Genomic DNA, 21415 nt, shown 5'->3' with positions numbered 1-21415 from the left:
GGAGATACTGCTATGTCAAATCGTACCCAACAGATCGCTCATCTGGAAAACAGCTGGCTGACATCACGCTGGCAGGGCATTACCCGTCCTTACAGTGCCGAAGAGGTCATTAACCTGCGCGGCTCCGTCAATCCCGCCTGCACGCTGGCGGATCGCGGCGCGAGAAAGCTGTGGGCACTGCTCAACGGTGATGCGCGCAAAGGCTATATCAATAGCCTCGGTGCCCTGACCGGCGGACAGGCGGTGCAGCAGGCGAAAGCCGGCATTGAGGCGATTTATCTCTCCGGCTGGCAGGTGGCGGCCGATGCAAACCTGGCCGGGCAGATGTATCCGGACCAGTCGCTGTATCCGGTCAACTCGGTGCCAAACGTGGTGGAACGTATCAACCAAAGCTTTCAGCGCGCCGATCAAATCCAGTGGGCGAGCGGACTGTCGCCGGACGATGACGGCTTTATCGATTACTACCTGCCGATTGTCGCCGATGCGGAAGCCGGATTTGGCGGGGTGCTCAATGCTTTTGAGCTGATGAAAGCGATGATTCAGGCCGGCGCCGGCGCGGTGCACTTTGAAGATCAGCTGGCGGCGGTGAAGAAGTGCGGGCACATGGGCGGCAAGGTGCTGGTGCCGACGCAGGAAGCGATTCAGAAACTGGTGGCGGCGCGGCTGGCGGCCGATGTGATGGATGTGCCCACGGTGCTGATTGCGCGCACCGATGCCGACGCTGCCGATCTGATCACCTCCGATTGCGACGAACGCGATGCGCCGTTTATCACCGGGGAACGGACCGCTGAAGGCTTCTTCCGCACCCATGCCGGTATCGAACAGGCGATAGCCCGCGGCCTGGCGTATGCGCCATATGCCGATGTGCTGTGGTGCGAAACTTCCACGCCGGATCTGGCGCTGGCGCAGCGCTTCGCCGAGGCGATTCACGCGCAGTATCCCGGCAAGCTGCTGGCTTACAACTGCTCGCCTTCGTTTAACTGGAAGAAGAATCTCGACGATCGCACCATTGCCCGCTTCCAGCAGGCGCTGAGCGAGATGGGCTACCGCTTTCAGTTCATCACTCTGGCCGGCATTCACAGCATGTGGTTCAACATGTTCGACCTCGCGCACGCTTATGCGCAGGGCGAAGGTATGCGCCACTACGTGGAAAAGGTGCAGCAGCCGGAATTTGCCGCACGCGAACGCGGCTACACCTTCTCTGCGCATCAGCAGGAAGTGGGCACCGGTTATTTTGACCGCATCACCACGGTGATTCAGGGCGGCAGCTCGTCGGTCACCGCGCTGACCGGCTCCACCGAAGCCGCACAGTTCTGATCAGCGTACTCGCGGTGCGCAGCATGGCGCACCGTTTCACTGGCTCACGCTTGCCGGAGATTGCCGATGTCACCGAGAGAATCCCTTATCGCCCACACGATTCTGCAGGGTTTTGATGCGCAGTACGGCCGCTTTCTCGATATTACCGCAGGCGCGCAGCAGCGCTTTGAACAGGCGGACTGGCAGGCGGTGCAGCAGGCGATGAAAGCGCGTATCCATTTGTACGACCATCACGTCGGGCTGGTCGCCAATCAGTTGCGCATCCTCAACGAGATGGCCGACTGGGATGACGCTTTCTGGCTGCGGGTAAAAAGCCACTATGCCACGCTGCTGCCGGGCTATCCGCGTCATGAAATCGCCGAAAGCTTTTTTAATTCTGTCTATTGTCGCTTGCTGGGGCACAGCCACTTACTGCCTGAGCGGCTATTTATCCTGCCGTCACAGCCGTACGCGCCCGCGCCGCCGGCGCAGCGACCGCTGTCGCGCCTGTACCGGCCGCAGCACAGCTGGCATGAGACGCTGCGTCAGGTATTGAATGACATTCCGTTGCGGCTGACGTGGCAGGATCAGACGCGCGACATCGGCTGGATTGTGCGTCATTTGCACGAGCAGTTCAGCGCGGCACAGCTGGCCAATGCCACGCTGGACGTCGCCAGCGAGCTGTTTTATCGCAACAAAACCGCCTGGATTGTGGCGCGGCTGCAGCTGAGCGCGGGCGAGATTGTGCCGTGCCTGCTGCCGATCCAGCGCGACGATGCCGGCCGGTTGTGGATCGATACCTGTCTCACCGACAGCAATGACGCCAGCATCGTGTTTGGCTTTGCCCGCGCCTATTTCATGGTGTACGCGCCGGTGCCAGCCGCGCTGGTGGCCTGGCTGCAGCCGATTTTGCCGGGCAAAACCCTTGCCGAGCGTTACATGGCGATTGGCTGCCAGAAACACGGTAAAACCGAATGCTATCGCGAATATTTAGATTACCTGGCGCACAGTCAGGAAGCGTTCACCATCGCGCCCGGCGTGCGCGGTATGGTGATGTTGGTATTTACGCTGCCCGGTTTTGATCGGGTATTTAAGGTGATTAAAGATCGCTTCGCGCCGCAAAAAGAGGTGACGGATGCGCAGGTGCGCGCCTGTTACCGGCTGGTCAAAGAGCATGACCGCGTCGGGCGCATGGCTGACACCCAGGAGTTTGAGCATTTCGCCATTCCGCGCGCGCGCATTCCGGCGGCGCTGATGGCGGAATTTGAGCGCGAGATTCCGGAAAAAATTGAGCTGCGCGATGACGTCGTGATCATCCGCCACTTATGGCTGGAGCGTCGCATGCAGCCGCTTAACCTGTGGCTGATGCAGGCGACGCCGGAACAGCGCCAGCACGCCATTGAGGAGTACGGCGATGCGATTTGTCAGCTGGCGGCGGCCAATATCTTCCCCGGCGATATGCTGTTTAAAAACTTCGGCATGACGCGCCATGGCCGCGTAGTGTTTTACGACTATGATGAAATCCGCCCGATGACCGAGCTGGTGTTCCGCGATGTTCCGGCGGCGCGTTACGAAGAGGATGAGCTGCAGGCCGAGCCGTGGTACAGCGTCGGGCCGGATGATGTGTTTCCGGAAACCTTCCGCTACGCGCTGTGCAGCGAACCGGCGACCGGAAAATTGCTGCAGGCGCTGCATCCGCAGTTGTTCGATCCCGGCTGGTGGCGCGCACTGCAGACGCGGATCCGTGCCGGGCATATTGAAGAGGTGATGGCGTGGCGCGCCGGACAGCGTTTCAGCGCGCGCTACGCGTCAGTGGCCGCCTAGCGGCCGGCATAGCTCAGCGTTACCTGCTTCGCCGCGCGGATCACCAGCGCCCCGAGTTCGGTAATGCGGTCGTCGGTCATACGCGCAAGCGGGCCGGAGATGGAGATGGCGGCAAACGGTTCGCCGTGTTCATCATAAATCGGTGCCGCCACACAGCGCAGGCCGAGCGCGTGCTCTTCGTCGTCGTGCGAAAAACCCATCTTACGGATCAGCGCCAGATTCTCCTTCAGGCTATGCGGCGACATCAGGGTTTTCGGCGTGTAGTGATGTAATCCCTTCTGATGCAGCAGAGCGGTGACCTGATCATCGCTAAGGTGAGCGAGAAACGCTTTGCCGGCACCGGACGCATGCATCGGCAACTTGCCGCCAATCGGCGCTGACATGCGCATCAGCTGGGTGCACTGTACCTGGTCAATAATCACCGCCTGATAATCACTGAGATCCAGCACCGCCAGATTCACGGTTTCGCCGGCCTCTTCCATCAGTCGGCGCAGGATCGGGTGCACGATCGCCAGCAGATTGCGGCTCTGCAGAAAACTGCTGCCGACCACAAAGGCATGAGCGCCAATGGTCCATAAACCGAGGTCGCCCACCTGATGCACAAATCCCTGCTGCTGCATGGTGGTCAGCAGGCGATGAGTGGTGGAGTTGGGAAGCCCGGCCTGTTGCGCCAGCTCGGTCAGCGCCACGCTACCGTGTGATTCGGCAATCAGCTCCAGCAAACGCAGCCCGCGCGTCAGAGATTGTACCTGGCCGCCGGCAGGGGCACTGGCCACCGGAGCCGTACGGGGTTTTTTGCCGCGTTTCGCGGGCGCAGGGGTTGCCATAATATCTCCACAGTCATTGCAGGTATGGAAACCATTTTCGTTTTTAATGGTATGAATGCAAACGCTGGCTGACTGGTCGGATCTGCTGGTCATTTTGCCGCCGGTGGCCGCAAACGGGTGACTTTTGCTCATTTGAAAGTTGTGCCAGTATGACTGGCTGGCATTTAGCCAGCGTAATGACGTGGATGGGGCAAGAGTGAGCAATAAAACCGCAACGCTACAGCAGCAGCTGGCACAACGCATCATGATTCTGGACGGTGGCATGGGCACCATGATCCAGAGTTACAAACTGGATGAGCAGGATTTTCGCGGCAGCCGCTTCGCTGACTGGCCGTGCGATGTGAAAGGCAATAATGACCTGCTGGTGCTGAGTAAGCCGGACGTCATTCGCGAAATCCACGATGCTTACCTGGCGGCTGGCGCGGATATTCTCGAAACCAACACCTTCAACGCCACCCCGATTGCCATGGCCGACTATGAAATGGCCGCGCTGTCGGCGGAGATCAACTTCGAAGCGGCGAAACTGGCACGCGCCTGCGCCGACGCGTGGACGGCAAAAACGCCCGATCGCCCGCGCTACGTTGCTGGCGTGCTCGGCCCGACCAACCGCACCTGCTCGATCTCGCCTGACGTCAACGATCCCGCGTTTCGTAACATCACCTTCAATCAACTGGTGGACGCCTACCGCGAATCGACCCATGCGCTGATTAGCGGCGGTGCTGACATCATCATGATCGAAACGGTGTTCGATACCCTGAATGCCAAAGCGGCGATCTATGCGGTACAGAGTGAGATGGAAGCGATGGGCGTGACGCTGCCGCTGATGATCTCTGGCACCATTACCGATGCGTCAGGCCGGACGCTCTCCGGCCAGACCACGGAAGGATTCTACAACTCACTGCGCCACGCGGAGCCGCTGTCGTTCGGCCTCAACTGCGCGCTTGGTCCGGACGAACTGCGCCAGTATGTGCAGGAGCTGTCGCGCATTGCCGAAGGCTATGTCAGCGCCCACCCCAACGCCGGTCTGCCAAATGCCTTCGGCGAATATGACCTTGATGCGGCGACGATGGCGGCGCAGATTGGCGAGTGGGCGCGCGCCGGTTTCCTCAACATTATCGGTGGCTGTTGTGGCACCACGCCACAGCACATTGCGGCGATGGCGGCAGCGGTCGAGGGCGTGCCACCGCGGCCGCTACCGGAAATAGCCGTCGCCTGCCGTTTGTCTGGCCTCGAACCGCTCAATATTCAGGCCGATTCACTGTTCGTCAACGTGGGTGAGCGCACTAACGTGACCGGCTCGGCCAAATTTAAGCGCCTGATTAAAGAAGAGAAGTACAACGAAGCGCTGGACGTGGCGCGCCAGCAGGTGGAAAACGGCGCGCAGATTATCGATATCAATATGGATGAAGGCATGCTGGACGCGGAAGCGGCCATGGTGCGCTTTCTCAACCTGATTGCCGGTGAGCCGGATATTGCGCGAGTGCCGATCATGATCGACTCCTCGAAATGGGAGGTGATTGAGAAAGGCCTGCAGTGCATTCAGGGCAAAGGCATCGTCAACTCCATCTCGATGAAAGAGGGCGTCGAGCCGTTTATTGCGCACGCGCGCAAAGTGCGGCGCTACGGCGCGGCGGTGGTGGTGATGGCGTTCGACGAAGTGGGCCAGGCGGACACCCGCGCGCGCAAAATTGAGATTTGCCGCCGCGCCTACCACATCCTCACTGAAGAGGTTGGTTTCCCGCCGGAAGACATCATTTTCGACCCCAATATCTTTGCCGTGGCCACCGGCATCGAAGAGCACAACAACTACGCGATGGATTTCATCGGTGCCTGTGAAGATATCAAACGCGAACTGCCGCACGCGATGATCTCCGGCGGCGTCTCCAACGTGTCGTTCTCGTTCCGCGGTAACGAACCGGTGCGCGAGGCGATTCACGCGGTGTTCCTCTACTATGCCATCCGCAACGGCATGGACATGGGCATCGTCAACGCCGGTCAGCTGGCGATTTATGACGATTTGCCGGCGGAGCTGCGCGATGCGGTTGAGGACGTGATCCTCAACCGGCGCGACGATGGCACCGAGCGACTGCTGGCGCTGGCGGAGAAGTATCGCGGCAACAAAGGCGAGGGTGAGCAGGACAAGCAGCAGGCCGAATGGCGCAGCTGGGACGTGGTGAAGCGACTGGAATATTCGCTGGTGAAAGGCATCACCGAGTTTATCGAGCAGGACACCGAAGAGGCGCGCCAGGCCGCGGCACGGCCGATTGAAGTCATTGAAGGACCGCTGATGTCCGGCATGAATGTGGTCGGCGATCTGTTTGGCGAGGGCAAAATGTTTCTGCCGCAGGTGGTGAAATCGGCGCGCGTGATGAAGCAGGCGGTGGCCTACCTCGAACCCTTTATCCAGGCGAGCAAAGAGGCCGGCCGCAGCAACGGTAAAATCGTGCTGGCGACGGTAAAAGGCGACGTGCACGACATCGGCAAAAATATTGTTGGCGTGGTGCTGCAGTGTAACAACTACGAAATCATCGACCTGGGCGTGATGGTGCCGGGCGACAAAATCCTGAAAACCGCGCGTGAGGAAAACGCCGACATCATCGGACTTTCCGGCCTGATTACCCCGTCGCTCGACGAGATGGTGAACGTGGCGAAAGAGATGGAGCGCCAGGGCTTTACGCTGCCGCTGCTGATTGGCGGGGCCACCACCTCGAAAGCGCACACGGCGGTGAAGATTGAGCAGAATTACAGCGGCCCGACGGTTTATGTGCAGAACGCCTCGCGTACCGTCGGCGTGGTCTCTTCGCTGCTGTCGCCCACGCTGAAAGAGGCGTTCGTGGCGCGCACGCGTAAAGAGTACGAAACCGTGCGGATTCAGCACGCGCGTAAAAAGCCGCGTACGCCGCCGGTCACGCTGCAGGCCGCGCGCGATAATCATTACGTCATTGACTGGCAACGCTACACGCCACCGGTGGCGCATCGTACCGGCGTCAGCGCAGTGGAGGCCAGTATCGATACGCTGCGCAACTACATTGACTGGACGCCGTTTTTTATGACCTGGTCGCTGGCCGGCAAATATCCGCGCATTCTCGAAGATGAGGTGGTGGGCGAGGAAGCCACACGGCTGTTTGCCGATGCCAATGCGATGCTGGATAACCTCAGCGCGCAGGGCACGCTCAGGCCGCGCGGCGTGGTCGGCATTTTCCCGGCTAACCGGGTTGGCGACGACATTGAAATCTACCGTGACGAGACCCGGCGCGAGGTGCTGTGCGTCAGCCATCATTTGCGTCAGCAGACGGAAAAAACCGACTTCGCCAACTACTGTCTGGCGGACTTCGTGGCACCGAAATCCAGTGGTAAAGCGGATTATCTCGGCGCTTTTGCCGTCACCGGCGGGCTGGAGGAGGATGCGCTGGCGGCGGCGTTCGACCAGCAGCACGATGATTACAACAAAATCATGGTGAAAGCGGTGGCGGATCGCCTGGCGGAGGCGTTTGCCGAATATCTGCATGAGCGCGTGCGTAAGGTGATCTGGGGCTATGCCGCCCATGAGAATCTCAGCAACGACGAGCTGATTCGCGAAAATTACCAGGGCATTCGTCCGGCGCCGGGCTATCCGGCCTGTCCGGAACACACCGAGAAGGCACAAATCTGGCAGCTGCTGGATGTGGAGCATCACACCGGCATGAAGCTGACCGAATCTTTTGCCATGTGGCCCGGTGCCGCGGTATCCGGCTGGTATTTTAGTCATCCGGAGAGTAAATATTTCGCCGTGGCGCAGATTCAGCGCGACCAGGTGGAAGATTACGCGGCGCGTAAAGGCATGAGCGTCAGCGATGTGGAACGCTGGCTGGCACCGAATTTAGGCTACGACGCGGATTGATGAATTGCCGGCGCAGAGCGCGCGCAATGAAATGCTGGCAGGCGGTCGCCATCAATGGCGACCCTGTATGGTTCACGTAGGGTGCGCATTAATGCGCACCGTTAAATGGCGCGGGTTTAACCCCGCGCTACGATTTAATTGAAACGCGCATCGCGATCGGCGGTCAGATCGTACAGCTGGTATTTGCGGCCCAGCATCTGACCGCCGTCACGCGTCAGCGGCACCCAGTTCACCTGCGCACGGCCACGGGTTGGCGTGACGGTAAACAGATCCATCGGAATCGAAATATAGAAACCTTTGGTGAAATCCCCTTCGCCATACGCTTCGGCTGACACGTTGGTTTTGGTGGCGTAGAAGCCGACCATCACGCCGCTGTCAAAGCGCTTCGACACATCCAGCGTGACCCCTTTGTCCTTCGCCAGATATTCACCGACGCTGGCTTTCACCAGCACATCCTGCATGAACCACGGACGCCAGTAAGCGGTAAGGTGCCCGGTGGGCGCCTTGTAATCGGTGAACTGCATCATGTTGTCCCAGTCACGCTGCTTCACGTAGTTCGCATCGAGACCGAAAGCCCAGTTGCTGTCCACCGGGCGATACAACAGTTCGCCGCCCACGCCGCCGTACATGGTTTCCAGATAGCCACCGTACACCTGGCCGTAGAAGCCATTGCCGAGATAGCGCATGTAGTTGGCCTGCAGATCATTCACGTAAACGTTGTTCTCCACGTAGTCGCGAATGTGGGTGCGCACGCGCGGCAGCGTCGAGTCGGCTGGCGCGCCGTTGTAGTTGAACTTGTCATAATTGTTGGCGATGTTGCCAAACAGGCTGCCGCCAATCAGCCAGTGATCGGTCAGCCAGTAATCGACATTTCCCATTACGCCGAGCTGGTACATGTAGAAGCTTTCCGGGCCGCCGACCGACTGGTTCAGCACCGGCGACAGGCTGTAGTTAAGGCGATCCTTACGGATGAAATAGCCCTGTTCGGTGGTGCCCGGATCGATCGGTTCTTCACGCGTCTGCTGCAGCGGCTGCTCGTGACCGAGCGGATAGCTGCGCAGTTCGTTATTCAGGCTGGCCACATCGGTGCGCGTGGTGACCTGCGGCATGTTAAAGCGCGACTCGGTGACTTCAATCGTATCAATGCCAGCCGGCAGATTGTTCATGATGATGCGGTTAGCGCGGTCAACGCCTTCGCGCGTGTCGCGATATTTGGTCTGCTCGCCGGAAACGTACAGCGTGCGGCCTTTGGTCTGGATGCGCGGACCATCCAGTCCGGCATTGTATTTCAGATCGGTAAGCTGATTAGCGACCACCGTCGGCTGCAGCAGATCGCCCTGCGGCTGTGGCTGATAAGCCGGTTTTGCGCTATCAAGGTGCGACTGGTGTAACGAATTAAAGTTGGTGCGCACGGTCACGCCAAACATAAAAGTATTGCCGCGCTCGTAGCTGGCGTTGATATCCGCCCAGTCGGTAAGGCGATAGATTGCGCCAACGTTGACCTTACTGCGCTGCTCCAGCCGGCCGGCAAAATCGTCCTGATAATCGTTGCCTTCATACTCCAGCTTGAGACGCAGCGGCTGCCACGGCGTCTGGTATTCGATGCCACCAAACAGTGCCGCCGGGCCGTGGAACATCTGCGAGCCGTTAATGGAACCCGCCGAACCGCCGCCGGTGCGGCTGCAGAAGCTATCGCTGTAGGAGCAGAACGGGTTTTTGATGGTGCCGCTGTTGCCGAGATAGCCCCAGCCCAGCCCGAGGCTGAAATCAAACGGTCCCCAGGCTTTACTCGCCACCAGATATTCACTGTCGAACAGGCCGGTACCGCCCAAATCACGCGAACCGACCGCCACTTCCGGCAGCCAGAAGCTCTCCTGCCACAGGCGCAGCTTCAGGTCGAAGGCTTTGTCTTTATAGCTCTGGTTGCCGCTGAAGCCTTCCACCGCACTGTAGCGGCGGGTGCGTACGTCGGTATAGCGCACCGTGGTTTCCAGCCACGGGAACAGCTGCAATGACGCAGAATAGTAACGATATTGATCGTTATCGCGGAAGTTCAGGCTAAATTCACCCTCTTTTGCCATGCGCGCGGTCGGCGTTTGCATCAGGCCCACGCCGCCAAAATCAGATTGTGAAGGACCGACCGGTTCCGGCCAGGTTTCCGCCTGCACCTGGCATGCGGCGGCGACAGAAGCAGCCAACAGGCTGAGGAGTAATTGTTTTTTCATCAGTCTGGCATCCGGTGAGTCAGAACGGAAAGCATGCGCGCATTCAAATCAGGCTGGCCCCAGGGCAGGCTCCATGTGGAGAAGCCCAGCCAGATGATGCTGCCAGGCTCGACTTCAACATGCCGCTGATTCCAGTAAGCGATCGGCACCTGTTGCGTCTCACCTGACGGCGCAATCACCATGGCCACGCTGCGTTCGGCACCCGATAAACGCGCATGCGGCGCGAGGTAGTCACGCACCGTGCGTCCTGGCTGCCAGCTCTCACTGCCGGGATGGCTGAGTGCGCCCATCACCCGTACCTGCGTCGGCGCTGCCACGATGTACAGGTCGTAGCTGCCCTGCAGTTTACGGTTGGCTTCCGGACGCAGCCGCACCCAGTCGGGATCGAGCGTAGTAAACTGGCGCCCGGTAACCTGCAGGGCGCTGAGCTGCTGGATTACGCTGCCGATGGTCGCGGCCAGTGAAGTACCGCTGTCGGCCTGCCAGGCGCGCAGATCCGCCAGCAGCTGAGCGTGCTGCTGCTGCGCCACGGCGGTCGCACCGCGTTCGGCAATCACCGTGCCCGGCCACCAGCTGTGCAGCGCCGGGTTCGTTACCAGTTCGCTCAGGGTGCTGGCATGATCGATCTGGAAACTGCGCTGATCGTGCGCAGGGTGTACCGTCACCTGGCTATCCGCCAGCGCGTGGCTGGCCGCCGTGAGGGCGAGTGCCGCCAGCAAAGAATTGATTTTTTTCATGATTTCGCCGGCTTCAGAAGGGTGGTTGCAATCGGGAACTGGTCAGCCGCCAGCATCTGCTGCGCCTGCAGCACTGTACCGTCGCGGTTATCGATCCAGAAGGTGTTCTGCCAGCTGACGCCGGGGCTCTCCATCTCTACCGTTTCGTGCCAGACGCGGCAGGGAACCCGCTCGCCGGCGAGGTTCAGCACTTCATCGTCGCCGCGCTGAAAGGTGGAGTGGGCGGTGGCGGCACGCACGTTGTCCTGCTCGCGCCACTGCACGACGCGCGTCCATTGCGCGCCATTTTGCAGCCGCAGCGCATCGGCCAGCGGATCCTGCGCCAGGTTACTGACGGCCTGCAGGTTGTCGCGCAGGCCGAGGGTTTTCACCAGGCGGCCGTGCTGCATCACCAGCATGGCTTTATCCTGGGTTACCCATTTCTGCTGGCCGTTTTCCAGGTAGCCCAGCACCACAAAGATGCGCGGACCGTTGTCGACGCGCGCATACAGGCTGGCATAGGGCAGATTAGCGATTTGTTCATCGCTGACGGTGACATCGTCCGGACCGCTGATGGCGAGCATCACGGTCTGTTCGAGGCCTTTTTGCGTTTGTGTGCAAGCCTGCAGCAACAGGCAAAGAAGCAGCAAAGAGAGTCGGCGCACTGTGTATCCCTGTCTCAATAGAGGCAAAAAAACAAAAAATAACCACACGACTGTGTGGTTATGTTTAAAGGTGCTACATCAACGAGTGGTGCTCGTTGTGGTAGTGGTTGTTGTACCGGTATTTGCACCGTCGCCACCGCCAGCAGCGGCAACGCCGAGACCCACTAACGCACCGAGTGCGCCGATACCCACAGCGGTGGTCGCACCGGTCGAGATTGCTCCCGCCTGCGCGCCTGCTGCAGCACCGGCTTCTTCCGGTGCGGCAATCGCAGCGGAAGAAACGGCAACGTAAAGTAAGGCTGCACCGGCAACCATCAGTTTTTTCATAACAACGTTTCCTGCATCTTGATAAAACGTGAATGAAGGATATTACCCGTCATACCGTACGCTGCCGTCCGATGGCCGCTGGGCCGCATGCAGCTGGCTAACCGTGGTCAGCGCGCAATAATGTTTCCCGGGCCGCCGGGCGACAGCGGGGAAGTATTCAGGGCAGCCTTGAAGGCGCGTTCAGTATAGGGCAACAAATTACCAGAGTTCAGCGCCAGAAAAAGAGGGGGATTAAGCAGGACATTTCTGGTGATAAATAAGGCGAATTGGCGTTAGCTGCTTTTTTTAATTGCGCTTTTTTCGCTGGCTGGAATATTTGCGCAGGACGTTATAGCACAGCAGCATTTTTCACTTTTGCATTAAAAAATGGCACGGAATAGGAATAATCAGATTTTCCTGAAAGGGTTAAAATAGAAAGACAAATTTAATCAGTCGCTTAGGTGGGTGACGTGGACAAATCAGATCCATTTTTTACCAGATAAGCCCGCCACTCATGATGGCATCTTCCGATTTTCCTTAGGCCATTTTAAGAATTATCTAACCGCAGCGTGGCAGCAAAATCTGCTTATTTACGGCGGGGCAGTTCATCGGAGCAAAAAAAAGGCGGCATGTGCTGCCGCCTGATGAGCCTGGGGTGAAATTAACGCCAGGATTTGTAGCGATTAATTAAGCCATTGGTGGAGCTATCGTGGCTGTTAATCTGCGCATCGTTTTCCAGCTCCGGCAGAATGCGGTTAGCCAGCTGTTTGCCCAGCTCAACGCCCCACTGATCGAAGGTGAAGATGTTGAGAATCGCGCCCTGAGTGAAGATCTTGTGCTCGTACAGCGCAATCAGCGCGCCGAGGCTGAACGGAGTGATTTCACGCAGCAGAATCGAGTTGGTCGGGCGGTTACCTTCAAACACCTTGAACGGCACGATATGCGCGACGGACTCTGCCGATTTACCGGCATCGGTAAACTCTTTCTCTACCACCTCGCGGGCTTTACCAAACGCCAGCGCTTCGGTCTGAGCAAAGAAGTTGGAAAGCAGCTTCTGGTGGTGATCGGCCAGCGCGTTGTGGGTCTGCGCCGGCGCAATGAAGTCGCATGGAATCAGTTTGGTACCCTGATGGATCAGCTGATAAAACGCGTGCTGCCCGTTGGTGCCGGGTTCACCCCAGATGATCGGGCCGGTCTGGTAATCCACCGGGTTGCCGTCGCGGTCGACGTACTTACCGTTGGACTCCATGTTGCCCTGCTGGAAGTAAGCGGCAAAACGGTGCATGTACTGGTCGTACGGCAGAATCGCTTCGGTTTCGGCACCGAAGAAGTTGTTGTACCAGATACCGATCAGCGCCAGCAGCACCGGCAGGTTTTGCTCCGCCGGCGTGTTCGCGAAGTGCTGGTCCATGGCATGCGCGCCGCTCAGCAGCTGTTCGAAGTTTTCGAAGCCGATGGACAGGATGATCGACAGACCGATGGCGGACCACAGTGAGTAGCGGCCGCCGACCCAGTCCCAGAACTCGAACATGTTGGCGGTATCAATACCAAATTCGCCGACCGCTTTCGCGTTGGTTGAGAGCGCGGCAAAGTGCTTCGCCACGTGCTGCTGATCGCCGGCGGTGTTCAGGAACCAGTCGCGCGCGCTGTGGGCGTTGGTCATGGTTTCCTGCGTGGTAAAGGTTTTCGACGCCACGAGGAACAGCGTGGTTTCCGGGCTAAGCGGTTTCAGCGTTTCGGCAATGTGCGTGCCATCAACGTTGGAAACAAAATGCATGTTAAGGTGGTTTTTATACGGACGCAGCGCTTCGGTCACCATGAACGGGCCGAGGTCTGAACCGCCGATACCGATGTTCACCACATCAGTAATCGGCTTGCCGGTGTAGCCTTTCCACTCGCCGCTGATGATGCGCTCTGAGAAGGCTTTCATCTTCGCCAGCACCGCGTTCACTTCCGGCATCACATCTTTGCCATCCACGAGGATCGGCGTGTTGCTGCGGTTGCGCAGGGCCACGTGCAGCACGGCGCGATCTTCGGTGCGGTTAATCTTCTCACCGGAGAACATGGATTTGATGGCGCCCGCCAGATCGGTCTCTTTCGCCAGCGCCTGGAGTTTGTCGAGGGTTTCCTGGGTGATGCGGTTTTTTGAGAAATCCACCAGCATCTGATCATCAAAGGTGGCAGAGAATTTCGCAAAACGATCGGCATCCTGCGCAAACAGGTCGGCAATCTCTACCGATTTCATCTGATCAAAATGCTGCTGCAGCGCTTTCCAGGCTGCGGTTTGTGTCGGATTGATATTTTTCATGGCAACACTCTTGTTGATATAAGAACCGTCATTCCATCCGGGCGCATCCTGTCTGGCCCGGCATGCTGAGCATTTGTTACGGCTTGCACGCGTTTCAGTATGACCACAGTTGCAACTGAAAGGAAAAAATTTGTGACGCCAGCCGCAGCGTTTCAGGTAAATCCGGCGGCGATTGTCGGCCGGTTCGCCGCGCATTACTCTGCGCGGCATCAGCAAAACACCGGTTTTTTCGCACCGCTGACTACTTTAGGCGGCTGGCGGCTTCCGGGTTTGTTTAGCAATGCGCTGCATAAGTGTAAAAATGAATTTTCCCGGCGCCGCAAGGCTGGACAGCGGAACAATTAATCAGTATTTTGTGCGCGCGACTTGCACCTCCGGGTGCAAGCCAGAAGAGGCGCGTCGCCCAGGCAGTGTGTTTGAGGATCCGTATCCAGCGAGAACACATCAGGGGGTGCGACGCCGAGGTGGTGCAACACGCGGAGTGTTGTGCTGTCGGCTGCAGGGGCTGAATCCTCTGGGTTGTCACCAGAAGCGTCCGCAGTCGGACGTTTCGCAAGGTGAAGTGCTTTTGGTGACTCATCTCCTGATCTTGTCTGTCCAATTCTGCTCTTCTCTTGTGCCAAGGCTGTTACCCGATCTTCTCTTCCGCGAATGGGAGGAGATAACCTGACACGAGGTTTTGTTACATGTCTCAATCGTTGATCGTGGCAAAATTTGGCGGCACCAGCGTTGCCGATTTCGATGCCATGAACCGCAGCGCGGACGTCGTGCTGTCTGATGCCAATACCCGTCTGGTGGTGCTCTCTGCCTCGGCGGGCGTGACTAACCTGCTGGTTTCGCTGGCTGAAGGCCAGGAACTCGAGCAGCGCGCTTATCTGCTGGATCAAATCCGCACCATTCAATATGCCATCATCGATCGCCTGCAGTCGCCGGACGTCATCCGTCAGGAGATTGATCGCATGCTGGAGAACATCATCATGCTGGCGGAAGCGGCGGCATTAGCCCGTTCGACCGCGCTGACCGATGAGCTGGTGAGCCACGGCGAACTGATGTCGAGCCTTCTGTTTGTGGAGATTCTGCGCGAGCGCCAGGTGAATGCCGAGTGGTTTGACGTACGCAAAGTGATGCGCACCAGCGACCGTTTCGGCCGCGCCGAGCCGGATGTAGCCGAACTGAAAACGCTGGCAGCGGCTCAGCTGCAGCCGCGCACCGCAGAAGCGCTGGTGATCACGCAGGGCTTCATCGGCAGCGAAGGCAAAGGTCGCACCACCACGCTGGGCCGTGGCGGCAGCGATTACACCGCTGCGCTGCTCGGCGAAGCGCTGCAGGCGACGCGCGTGGATATCTGGACCGACGTGGCGGGCATCTACACCACCGACCCGCGCGTGGTGCCGCAGGCGAAACGCATCGAAGAGATCACCTTTGAAGAAGCGGCGGAGATGGCGATCTTCGGCGCGAAAGTGCTGCATCCGGCGACGCTGCTGCCGGCGGTGCGCAGTGATATTCCGGTGTTTGTCGGCTCCAGTAAAGATCCGGCGGCGGGCGGCACGCGCGTCTGCAACGAGACTAAAAATCCGCCGCTGTTCCGCGCGCTGGCACTGCGGCGCAAACAGACGCTGCTGACGCTGCACAGCCTGAACATGCTGCACGCGCACGGCTTCCTGGCGGAAGTGTTTGCTATCCTGGCGCGCCACAGTATTTCGGTTGATCTGGTTACCACCTCGGAAGTGAGCGTGGCGCTGACGCTGGATACCACCGGTTCAACCAGCACCGCCGACAGTCTGCTGACCCAGGCGCTGCTGACCGAGCTCTCTTCCCTGTGCCGGGTAGAAGTGGAAGAGAATCTGGCGCTAGTGGCGATCATCGGCAACAACCTGTCGAAAGCCTGCGGCGTCGGCAAAGAGGTGTTCGGCGCGCTGGATCCGTTTAACCTGCGCATGATTTGCTACGGCGCAAGCAGCTACAACCTGTGCTTCCTGGTGCCAACGCCGGACGCGGAAGAGGTGGTGCGCGCGCTGCATAAGAATCTGTTCGAATCTTAATTGACGCGTAAGTCACCCGAAGCCGGACAATGTCCGGCTTTTTTTATCTCTGCCGTTCAGCCTGACGCTATTTCGGACAAATGCCAGCGGAATGCCTATGCCTGTCAGGCGATCTTTAGCAGCCGATAGGCATTTTCTGTCGTCGGCCACGCTTATGATAATGAAATGTTATGATCCGGCGCAGGTCGCTGTGGTCGTTCCCCGCGCGCCGTTTCATCTGTGGCAAAAAACCAATTAAGTAAAACGCTAAGGACATTTCTTCATGCTCGCCAAACTCACCCGCCTGTTTCCGCTCTGGGCCGTACTGCTGTCCGTTGCAGCCTATTATTCTCCGTCCACCTTCCTCGGCATCGGGCCGTGGGTAACCTACCTGCTGATGCTGATAATGTTCGGCATGGGCGTGACGCTCAACATTGATGATTTCAAACGCGTGCTGGTGCGTCCGGCACCGGTGATTGCCGGCACGTTCCTGCACTATCTGGTAATGCCGCTGGCGGCCTGGGCGCTGGCGAAACTGTTCCAGATGCCGCCGGATCTGGCCGCCGGGATGATTCTGGTCGGCAGCGTGGCCAGCGGGACAGCCTCGAACGTGATGATTTATCTGGCGAAGGGCGACGTGGCGCTGTCGGTGACCATCTCGTCGGTTTCGGCGCTGGTGGGGGTGTTCGCGACGCCGCTGCTGACGCGCTTCTACGTAGATACCCACATTCAGGTCGATGTGGTGGGCATGCTGCTCAGCATCGTCAAAATCGTGGTGATCCCGATTGGGCTTGGCCTGATTATTCACCACTCCATGAACAGCGTGGTGCGCCGCGTTGAGCCGTATCTGCCGGCGTTTTCGATGGTGTGTATTCTGCTGATCATTAGCGCGGTGGTCGCCGGTAGCCAGGGCTTTATCGGCTCGGTAGGGCTGATGGTGATCGCGGCGGTAATCCTGCACAACGCCATTGGGCTGCTCGGCGGCTACTGGGGTGGCAAGCTGTTTGGCTTTGACGAATCCACCTGCCGCACGCTGGCGCTGGAAGTCGGTATGCAGAATTCCGGACTGGCGGCCACGCTGGGCAAACTGTACTTCTCACCGCTGGCCGCACTGCCCGGCGCACTGTTCTCGGTGTGGCACAACCTCTCCGGTTCGCTGCTGGCGGGTTACTGGTCGGGTAAAACGATTGAGAAGAAGCAGAAATAACGGGGCATGCGTACCGGTGGTCATCAATGACGATCGGTTACGCACCATCGTCCTGTTGATGCCGGTGCGCATAAATGCGCACCCTACAAAAAACACGCGATAACCTTGCAGAGGGCGCAATAAATGCGCCCTCTGCAAAAACGCGCAATAATCTTGTAGGGTCGCCATTCATGGCGACCGCAAACACTCAACGGGCAGCGTGGCGTCATAAATAGTCATTCAAAAATATTCCACTGGCGCACTAATCCTCACCTCATATAAATATGCAAGCACCAGGAACCCCTACACGGGCCAGCCCGATTTATTCTTTTTTTACTGATGCAGGAAAAGCCAGAAAAGGAAACAGTAAATAAGGCGCAACGATCAAAAGAATAAATACTCCCCGTGAATATCCCGCATCGTTTATTCTTCTGCTGCCACAAGCCAGCGATGGCAGAACGAAAAGCAGTAAAGGAATCCATGCTATTTCATTCGTGGATGAAGCGAACACACTGAGATAACAACAAAACCAGATAATCTGGAACATCATAAAAATGATGTAGCATAAGCGGCTATCTTTGCCACTATAATCAAACGTCTTAATCAATCCATTCTTTATGGATGTTAGTAAGAGGGTCAGCGCCATTTTATTCTAACCACCACAAAAATGATGAGAGACAGCAAGGCTGCTAAAGCATAAGCTGTAACAAGGTTCAGATTATCAACCTGTAAGAGTTGAGTAGCTTTGCCCGGATTTTCTGCGACTCTCCAGATGGAGATTTTAAAAGAGGATAGAGACAATAAACCGTTAAGAATTAAAAAAAAGAATTGAAATGCCAATTCTTTTTTAGGCGTAATTTGTTTTATTTTTCTGAAAAGTAGAATGCTGGCAACATAGTATACCAGGTAAAAAAGAGCAACCAGAATTGGTGCGGTAAATATCTCGCGGATATCATTGGTAATGCCATCAAACACTTCGAGGTACAGACCGATGAAATAATCAAATGATAAATATCCGAATCCGACAAATAGAATGCCAGTAATAATGTAGATCATTAGAAATTTCATCTTTACCTCAATAACGACAATTCTCGCATTAGCGAAGGTAATTCATGAATCGGATCGACAGGTTTAAGCTGTCGAGTGCTCATTTCGTATTTAGCTGCAGCTACGGGATCGTCTTTTCCACCGCTACCCATGACAAATTTTATATCAGGATGCCCATAAAGATTAATGTTCGGGATAGGATCTTTGCCATATGCCATTATTCTTCCGGTTGGTAATTTGTATTCTTTAGTCAGGAATTCTGGTATTGATTTTGAATTCAGGCCTGGAATGTTAACAGGTGTTCCTTTGAAGTTAGAGCCCGCATAATCAAGTGCGAACCGGGTATCATTATCAGCGGAATTGTGTTGAATGAGATGTGCACCAGATAAGATTTTTATTCGCTGCCACAAGGAAATGTTATCTGCAGTAATTTTTTGACCTTCGAGATACACGTCCTGTTTGCGATAAAGCTGGTAAACCATTCTGTGAACCTGGATCAGCGAGGCGCCAATACCATGCCAGTTAAGCGCATCACGGTTGTAGATCCGTTCGACGATAATGAATATCCCGGTTCCTTTATAAGATTCAATATTGTTCATAGCGTAATCCTCCTTGAGTAGAGGGATTATAACTAATGATTAGAGTTGCTTACAATAAAAAATCATAAATCCTGGCTATTGTATACCAGGAGATAGCAATGGTTGACTCATGTTATCCCTGGTACTGCACTGTTTATAAAGGGCTTATTCACTTTTTATGATGATTTTCTGTAAACAGGCAACCCATTTTTAATTATTTGGATCACTAATTTTTATAATATTACTATTAGCGTTTTAGAGAATTCTGCGTCGCAATTCCGAAGCATCGCGGTACTACTCTCGTCAGCCCGCCAGGGCTGCCAGCGAATCCGCAGAGCCGCCAGCATGCGAAACATTACAGCTTCAGGTAAACCCGAATCCCGTCCAGGAACATCTGCGTCGCCAGCATAATCAGGATCAGGCCCATTAATCGCTCCAGCGCGTTGACGCCTTTATCCCCCAGCAGGCGCAGGAACAGGCCGGACATCAGCAGAATCACCACCGTGACGCCCCAGGCAATCAGCAGGGCGCCGACCAGATGCGTCATCTGATTGGGATACTGATGTGACAGCAGCATCAGGGTAGCGAGCAGTGAGGGCCCGGCGACCAGCGGGATCGCCAGCGGCACCAGGAACGGCTCTTCGCCGGCGGGCAGGCCGCTGGTGCTGGTCTCGCCGGACGGGAAAATCATGCGAATGGCGATCAGAAACAGAATGATGCCGCCGGAAATCGACACCGTTTCGGTGCGCAGATTAAGAAACGCCAGGATGCGTTCACCGGCGAACAGGAACAGCAGCATCAGAATCAAGGCGATCAGCATCTCGCGCATCAGCACCACGCGGCGGCGCTTCGGCTCCAGGTGCTTCAGCACCGACATGAAAATCGGCAGGTTGCCCAGCGGGTCCATAATCAACAGCAACAATATGGTCGCGGATATCATTTCAGTCATCAGAGGTAAACCATCCCTTCAGGTCGGCCACAGCCGTTATAAGTTGTACTGCTGAAAAAGTTAGCGCAATCGAATTAATTCACTTGCCAGAAGTGCTGCATTTTGTAGAGTTGTGGGTCATAGGTAAACCTGATTATTACGCAGACTGGCGCGTTGCTGGCGCTGGTCTTTTTTCGCACCACCCAGGCCCCGGCCCGAGTTCCTGAGACGGACAGAAAATGAAGAATGTAGGTTTTGTTGGTTGGCGTGGCATGGTCGGCTCTGTGCTGATGTCACGTATGAGCGAAGAACGCGATTTCGATGTGATCAATCCGGTCTTCTTCTCCACTTCGCAACTGGGTCAGGCTGCGCCGACGTTTGGCGGTAAGTCGACCGGTGCGCTGCAGGATGCGTTTGATATTGAGGCGCTGAAGGCGCTGGATATCATCATCACCTGCCAGGGCGGCGATTATACCAGTGAAGTCTACCCGAAGCTGCGCGAGAGCGGCTGGCAGGGCTACTGGATTGATGCGGCCTCCACGCTGCGCATGAAAGATGACGCCATCATTATTCTTGATCCGGTCAACCATCAGGTGATTCGTCAGGGCCTCGACAGCGGCATCAAAACCTTTGTCGGCGGTAACTGCACCGTCAGCCTGATGCTGATGTCGCTGGGCGGACTGTTCGCTAACGACCTGGTCGAGTGGGCCTCCGTCGCGACGTATCAGGCGGCTTCCGGCGGCGGCGCGCGCCATATGCGCGAACTGCTGACCCAGATGGGCATGCTGCACGACCACGTTGCGACTTCGCTGCAAAATCCGGCCTCCGCCATTCTCGACATTGAGCGCAGCGTGACTGACTTTACCCGTTCCGGTACGCTGCCGACCGACAACTTCGGCGTACCGCTGGCCGGCAGCCTGATCCCGTGGATCGACAAGCAGCTGGACAACGGCCAGAGCCGCGAAGAGTGGAAAGGCCAGGCGGAGACCAACAAAATTCTCTCGACCCGTCACACCATTCCGGTCGATGGCCTGTGCGTGCGCGTCGGCGCGCTGCGCTGCCACAGCCAGGCGTTCACGTTGAAGCTGAAGAAAGATGTGCCGCTGAACGAAATCGAACAGTTGCTGGCCGCGCACAACGAGTGGGTGAAAGTGGTGCCGAACGATCGCGACATCACCATGCGTGAACTGACGCCCGCCGCGGTGACCGGCACGCTGACGACGCCGGTGGGCCGTCTGCGTAAGCTGAACATGGGGCCGGAGTATCTGTCGGCCTTTACCGTCGGCGATCAGTTACTGTGGGGCGCTGCCGAACCGCTGCGTCGCATGCTGCGTTTGCTGATTGACTAAGCGCAGCGCGAATCCAGACAGGCCGGGGTTTCCCGGCCTTTTTTCTTTCCACGGGAGTGCAAAACTTAACCCAAATTGCGCCCGACAAGTGATCAGCTTCCCCTTTTTGCTCGCCCGATAACAATTTTTTGCGTTCCACCCTGGCTTCTGCCAACCCCAAGCTATGATTTAACAGTGATGTGCCGGTTGTTAACTGTTTTTACTTTGCGAATGGAATAGTTGTTGTACACGGCCAGGATCTTTCCCACGGAGGGTGTCC

Annotated in this window: 17 protein-coding genes and 1 riboswitch; of the genes, 7 read left to right on the top strand and 10 right to left on the bottom strand. The window is 57.1% G+C overall.

Annotated features, from left to right (window positions below):
- The first annotated feature begins 12 nt into the window (after positions 1-12).
- Positions 13-1317 (top strand): isocitrate lyase, encoded by a 1305-nt coding sequence (aceA, locus tag C1N56_RS17810; RefSeq protein ID WP_394516935.1) that lies wholly within the window; start codon positions 13-15, stop codon positions 1315-1317.
- Between the two features lie 66 nt (positions 1318-1383).
- The gene (gene aceK, locus C1N56_RS17805; protein ID WP_394516934.1) at positions 1384-3120 is read left to right on the top strand and encodes a bifunctional isocitrate dehydrogenase kinase/phosphatase; all 1737 of its coding nucleotides are present in this window, start codon (positions 1384-1386) and stop codon (positions 3118-3120) included.
- Here the strand turns inward: aceK and iclR are convergent.
- On the bottom strand, positions 3117-3947 hold the full coding sequence (gene iclR / locus C1N56_RS17800; protein WP_059012756.1) for a glyoxylate bypass operon transcriptional repressor IclR: 831 nt from the start codon (positions 3945-3947) through the stop codon (positions 3117-3119). The genes aceK and iclR overlap by 4 nt on opposite strands.
- Positions 3948-4191: 244 nt before the next feature.
- On the opposite strand from iclR, the gene metH reads away from it, so the two are divergent.
- Positions 4192-7827: a methionine synthase gene (metH, locus tag C1N56_RS17795; protein WP_370586271.1), complete on the top strand. Its 3636-nt coding sequence runs from the start codon at positions 4192-4194 to the stop codon at positions 7825-7827.
- Between the two features lie 134 nt (positions 7828-7961).
- Here the strand turns inward: metH and C1N56_RS17790 are convergent, their stop codons facing one another.
- The 5 genes from C1N56_RS17790 to pgi all read right to left on the bottom strand — a co-directional run bounded on the left by C1N56_RS17790 (position 7962) and on the right by pgi (position 14047).
- Positions 7962-10052 (bottom strand): YjbH domain-containing protein, encoded by a 2091-nt coding sequence (locus tag C1N56_RS17790; protein WP_394516933.1) that lies wholly within the window; start codon positions 10050-10052, stop codon positions 7962-7964.
- The gene (locus C1N56_RS17785) at positions 10052-10789 is read right to left on the bottom strand and encodes a capsule biosynthesis GfcC family protein (protein WP_394516932.1); all 738 of its coding nucleotides are present in this window, start codon (positions 10787-10789) and stop codon (positions 10052-10054) included. Before C1N56_RS17785 ends, C1N56_RS17790 begins: the two co-directional genes overlap by 1 nt.
- Positions 10786-11433 (bottom strand): YjbF family lipoprotein, encoded by a 648-nt coding sequence (locus C1N56_RS17780; protein WP_058757594.1) that lies wholly within the window; start codon positions 11431-11433, stop codon positions 10786-10788. The genes C1N56_RS17785 and C1N56_RS17780 overlap by 4 nt, the downstream gene beginning before the upstream one ends.
- A 78-nt stretch (positions 11434-11511) precedes the next feature.
- Complete coding sequence (gene yjbE, locus C1N56_RS17775) at positions 11512-11760, bottom strand: exopolysaccharide production protein YjbE (protein ID WP_021508031.1); 249 nt, start codon at positions 11758-11760, stop codon at positions 11512-11514.
- Between the two features lie 640 nt (positions 11761-12400).
- Positions 12401-14047, bottom strand: a complete 1647-nt coding sequence (pgi, locus tag C1N56_RS17770) for a glucose-6-phosphate isomerase (RefSeq protein ID WP_021508030.1) — start codon at positions 14045-14047, stop codon at positions 12401-12403.
- Between the two features lie 99 nt (positions 14048-14146).
- Here pgi and C1N56_RS17765 point away from each other — a divergent pair, with 99 nt between their 5' ends.
- The 3 genes from C1N56_RS17765 to panS all read left to right on the top strand — a co-directional run bounded on the left by C1N56_RS17765 (position 14147) and on the right by panS (position 17275).
- A complete protein-coding gene (locus tag C1N56_RS17765) occupies positions 14147-14392 on the top strand; it encodes a hypothetical protein (RefSeq protein WP_125309290.1) in 246 nt (81 codons plus the stop codon).
- 36 nt (positions 14393-14428) lie between these two features.
- Positions 14429-14623: riboswitch (Lysine riboswitch) on the top strand.
- 110 nt (positions 14624-14733) lie between these two features.
- Complete coding sequence (lysC, locus tag C1N56_RS17760) at positions 14734-16089, top strand: lysine-sensitive aspartokinase 3 (RefSeq protein WP_394516931.1); 1356 nt, start codon at positions 14734-14736, stop codon at positions 16087-16089.
- 262 nt (positions 16090-16351) lie between these two features.
- Complete coding sequence (gene panS, locus C1N56_RS17755; RefSeq protein WP_021508027.1) at positions 16352-17275, top strand: ketopantoate/pantoate/pantothenate transporter PanS; 924 nt, start codon at positions 16352-16354, stop codon at positions 17273-17275.
- Positions 17276-17576: 301 nt separating this feature from the next.
- Here panS and C1N56_RS17750 read toward each other — a convergent pair whose 3' ends face one another.
- The 4 genes from C1N56_RS17750 to C1N56_RS17735 form a co-directional block, all read right to left on the bottom strand.
- Positions 17577-17801 carry a DUF805 domain-containing protein gene (locus C1N56_RS17750; RefSeq protein ID WP_230857098.1) on the bottom strand — a complete coding sequence of 75 codons (225 nt, stop codon included), beginning with the start codon at positions 17799-17801 and terminating at the stop codon, positions 17577-17579.
- Positions 17802-17890: 89 nt separating this feature from the next.
- The gene (locus C1N56_RS17745; protein ID WP_394516930.1) at positions 17891-18310 is read right to left on the bottom strand and encodes a hypothetical protein; all 420 of its coding nucleotides are present in this window, start codon (positions 18308-18310) and stop codon (positions 17891-17893) included.
- Between the two features lie 14 nt (positions 18311-18324).
- A complete protein-coding gene (locus tag C1N56_RS17740; protein ID WP_222985904.1) occupies positions 18325-18900 on the bottom strand; it encodes a hypothetical protein in 576 nt (191 codons plus the stop codon).
- A gap of 334 nt (positions 18901-19234) precedes the next feature.
- Positions 19235-19828 carry a YhgN family NAAT transporter gene (locus tag C1N56_RS17735; RefSeq protein ID WP_031279795.1) on the bottom strand — a complete coding sequence of 198 codons (594 nt, stop codon included), beginning with the start codon at positions 19826-19828 and terminating at the stop codon, positions 19235-19237.
- Positions 19829-20046: 218 nt separating this feature from the next.
- Between C1N56_RS17735 and asd the strand changes: the two genes are divergently transcribed.
- Positions 20047-21156, top strand: a complete 1110-nt coding sequence (gene asd / locus C1N56_RS17730) for an aspartate-semialdehyde dehydrogenase (RefSeq protein WP_031279794.1) — start codon at positions 20047-20049, stop codon at positions 21154-21156.
- Positions 21157-21415 lie beyond the last annotated feature (259 nt).

This window comes from Pantoea sp. SGAir0175 (assembly GCF_043547855.1).
Note: the sequence above shows the minus strand (reverse complement) of the source record. Positions and strands in the feature narration are given on the sequence as shown.

Excerpts from the sequence above, each read along its gene's own strand:
- aceA (WP_394516935.1), top strand. The coding sequence starts at position 13 with ATGTCAAATCGTACCCAACAGATCGCTCATCTGGAAAACAGCTGGCTG.
- aceK (WP_394516934.1), top strand. The coding sequence starts at position 1,384 with ATGTCACCGAGAGAATCCCTTATCGCCCACACGATTCTGCAGGGTTTT.
- iclR (WP_059012756.1), bottom strand. The coding sequence starts at position 3,947 with ATGGCAACCCCTGCGCCCGCGAAACGCGGCAAAAAACCCCGTACGGCT.
- metH (WP_370586271.1), top strand. The coding sequence starts at position 4,192 with ATGATTCTGGACGGTGGCATGGGCACCATGATCCAGAGTTACAAACTG.
- C1N56_RS17790 (WP_394516933.1), bottom strand. The coding sequence starts at position 10,052 with ATGAAAAAACAATTACTCCTCAGCCTGTTGGCTGCTTCTGTCGCCGCC.
- C1N56_RS17785 (WP_394516932.1), bottom strand. The coding sequence starts at position 10,789 with ATGAAAAAAATCAATTCTTTGCTGGCGGCACTCGCCCTCACGGCGGCC.
- yjbE (WP_021508031.1), bottom strand. The coding sequence starts at position 11,760 with ATGAAAAAACTGATGGTTGCCGGTGCAGCCTTACTTTACGTTGCCGTT.
- pgi (WP_021508030.1), bottom strand. The coding sequence starts at position 14,047 with ATGAAAAATATCAATCCGACACAAACCGCAGCCTGGAAAGCGCTGCAG.
- C1N56_RS17765 (WP_125309290.1), top strand. The coding sequence starts at position 14,147 with ATGACCACAGTTGCAACTGAAAGGAAAAAATTTGTGACGCCAGCCGCA.
- lysC (WP_394516931.1), top strand. The coding sequence starts at position 14,734 with ATGTCTCAATCGTTGATCGTGGCAAAATTTGGCGGCACCAGCGTTGCC.
- panS (WP_021508027.1), top strand. The coding sequence starts at position 16,352 with ATGCTCGCCAAACTCACCCGCCTGTTTCCGCTCTGGGCCGTACTGCTG.
- C1N56_RS17750 (WP_230857098.1), bottom strand. The coding sequence starts at position 17,801 with ATGTTCCAGATTATCTGGTTTTGTTGTTATCTCAGTGTGTTCGCTTCA.
- C1N56_RS17745 (WP_394516930.1), bottom strand. The coding sequence starts at position 18,310 with ATGATCTACATTATTACTGGCATTCTATTTGTCGGATTCGGATATTTA.
- C1N56_RS17740 (WP_222985904.1), bottom strand. The coding sequence starts at position 18,900 with ATGAACAATATTGAATCTTATAAAGGAACCGGGATATTCATTATCGTC.
- C1N56_RS17735 (WP_031279795.1), bottom strand. The coding sequence starts at position 19,828 with ATGACTGAAATGATATCCGCGACCATATTGTTGCTGTTGATTATGGAC.
- asd (WP_031279794.1), top strand. The coding sequence starts at position 20,047 with ATGAAGAATGTAGGTTTTGTTGGTTGGCGTGGCATGGTCGGCTCTGTG.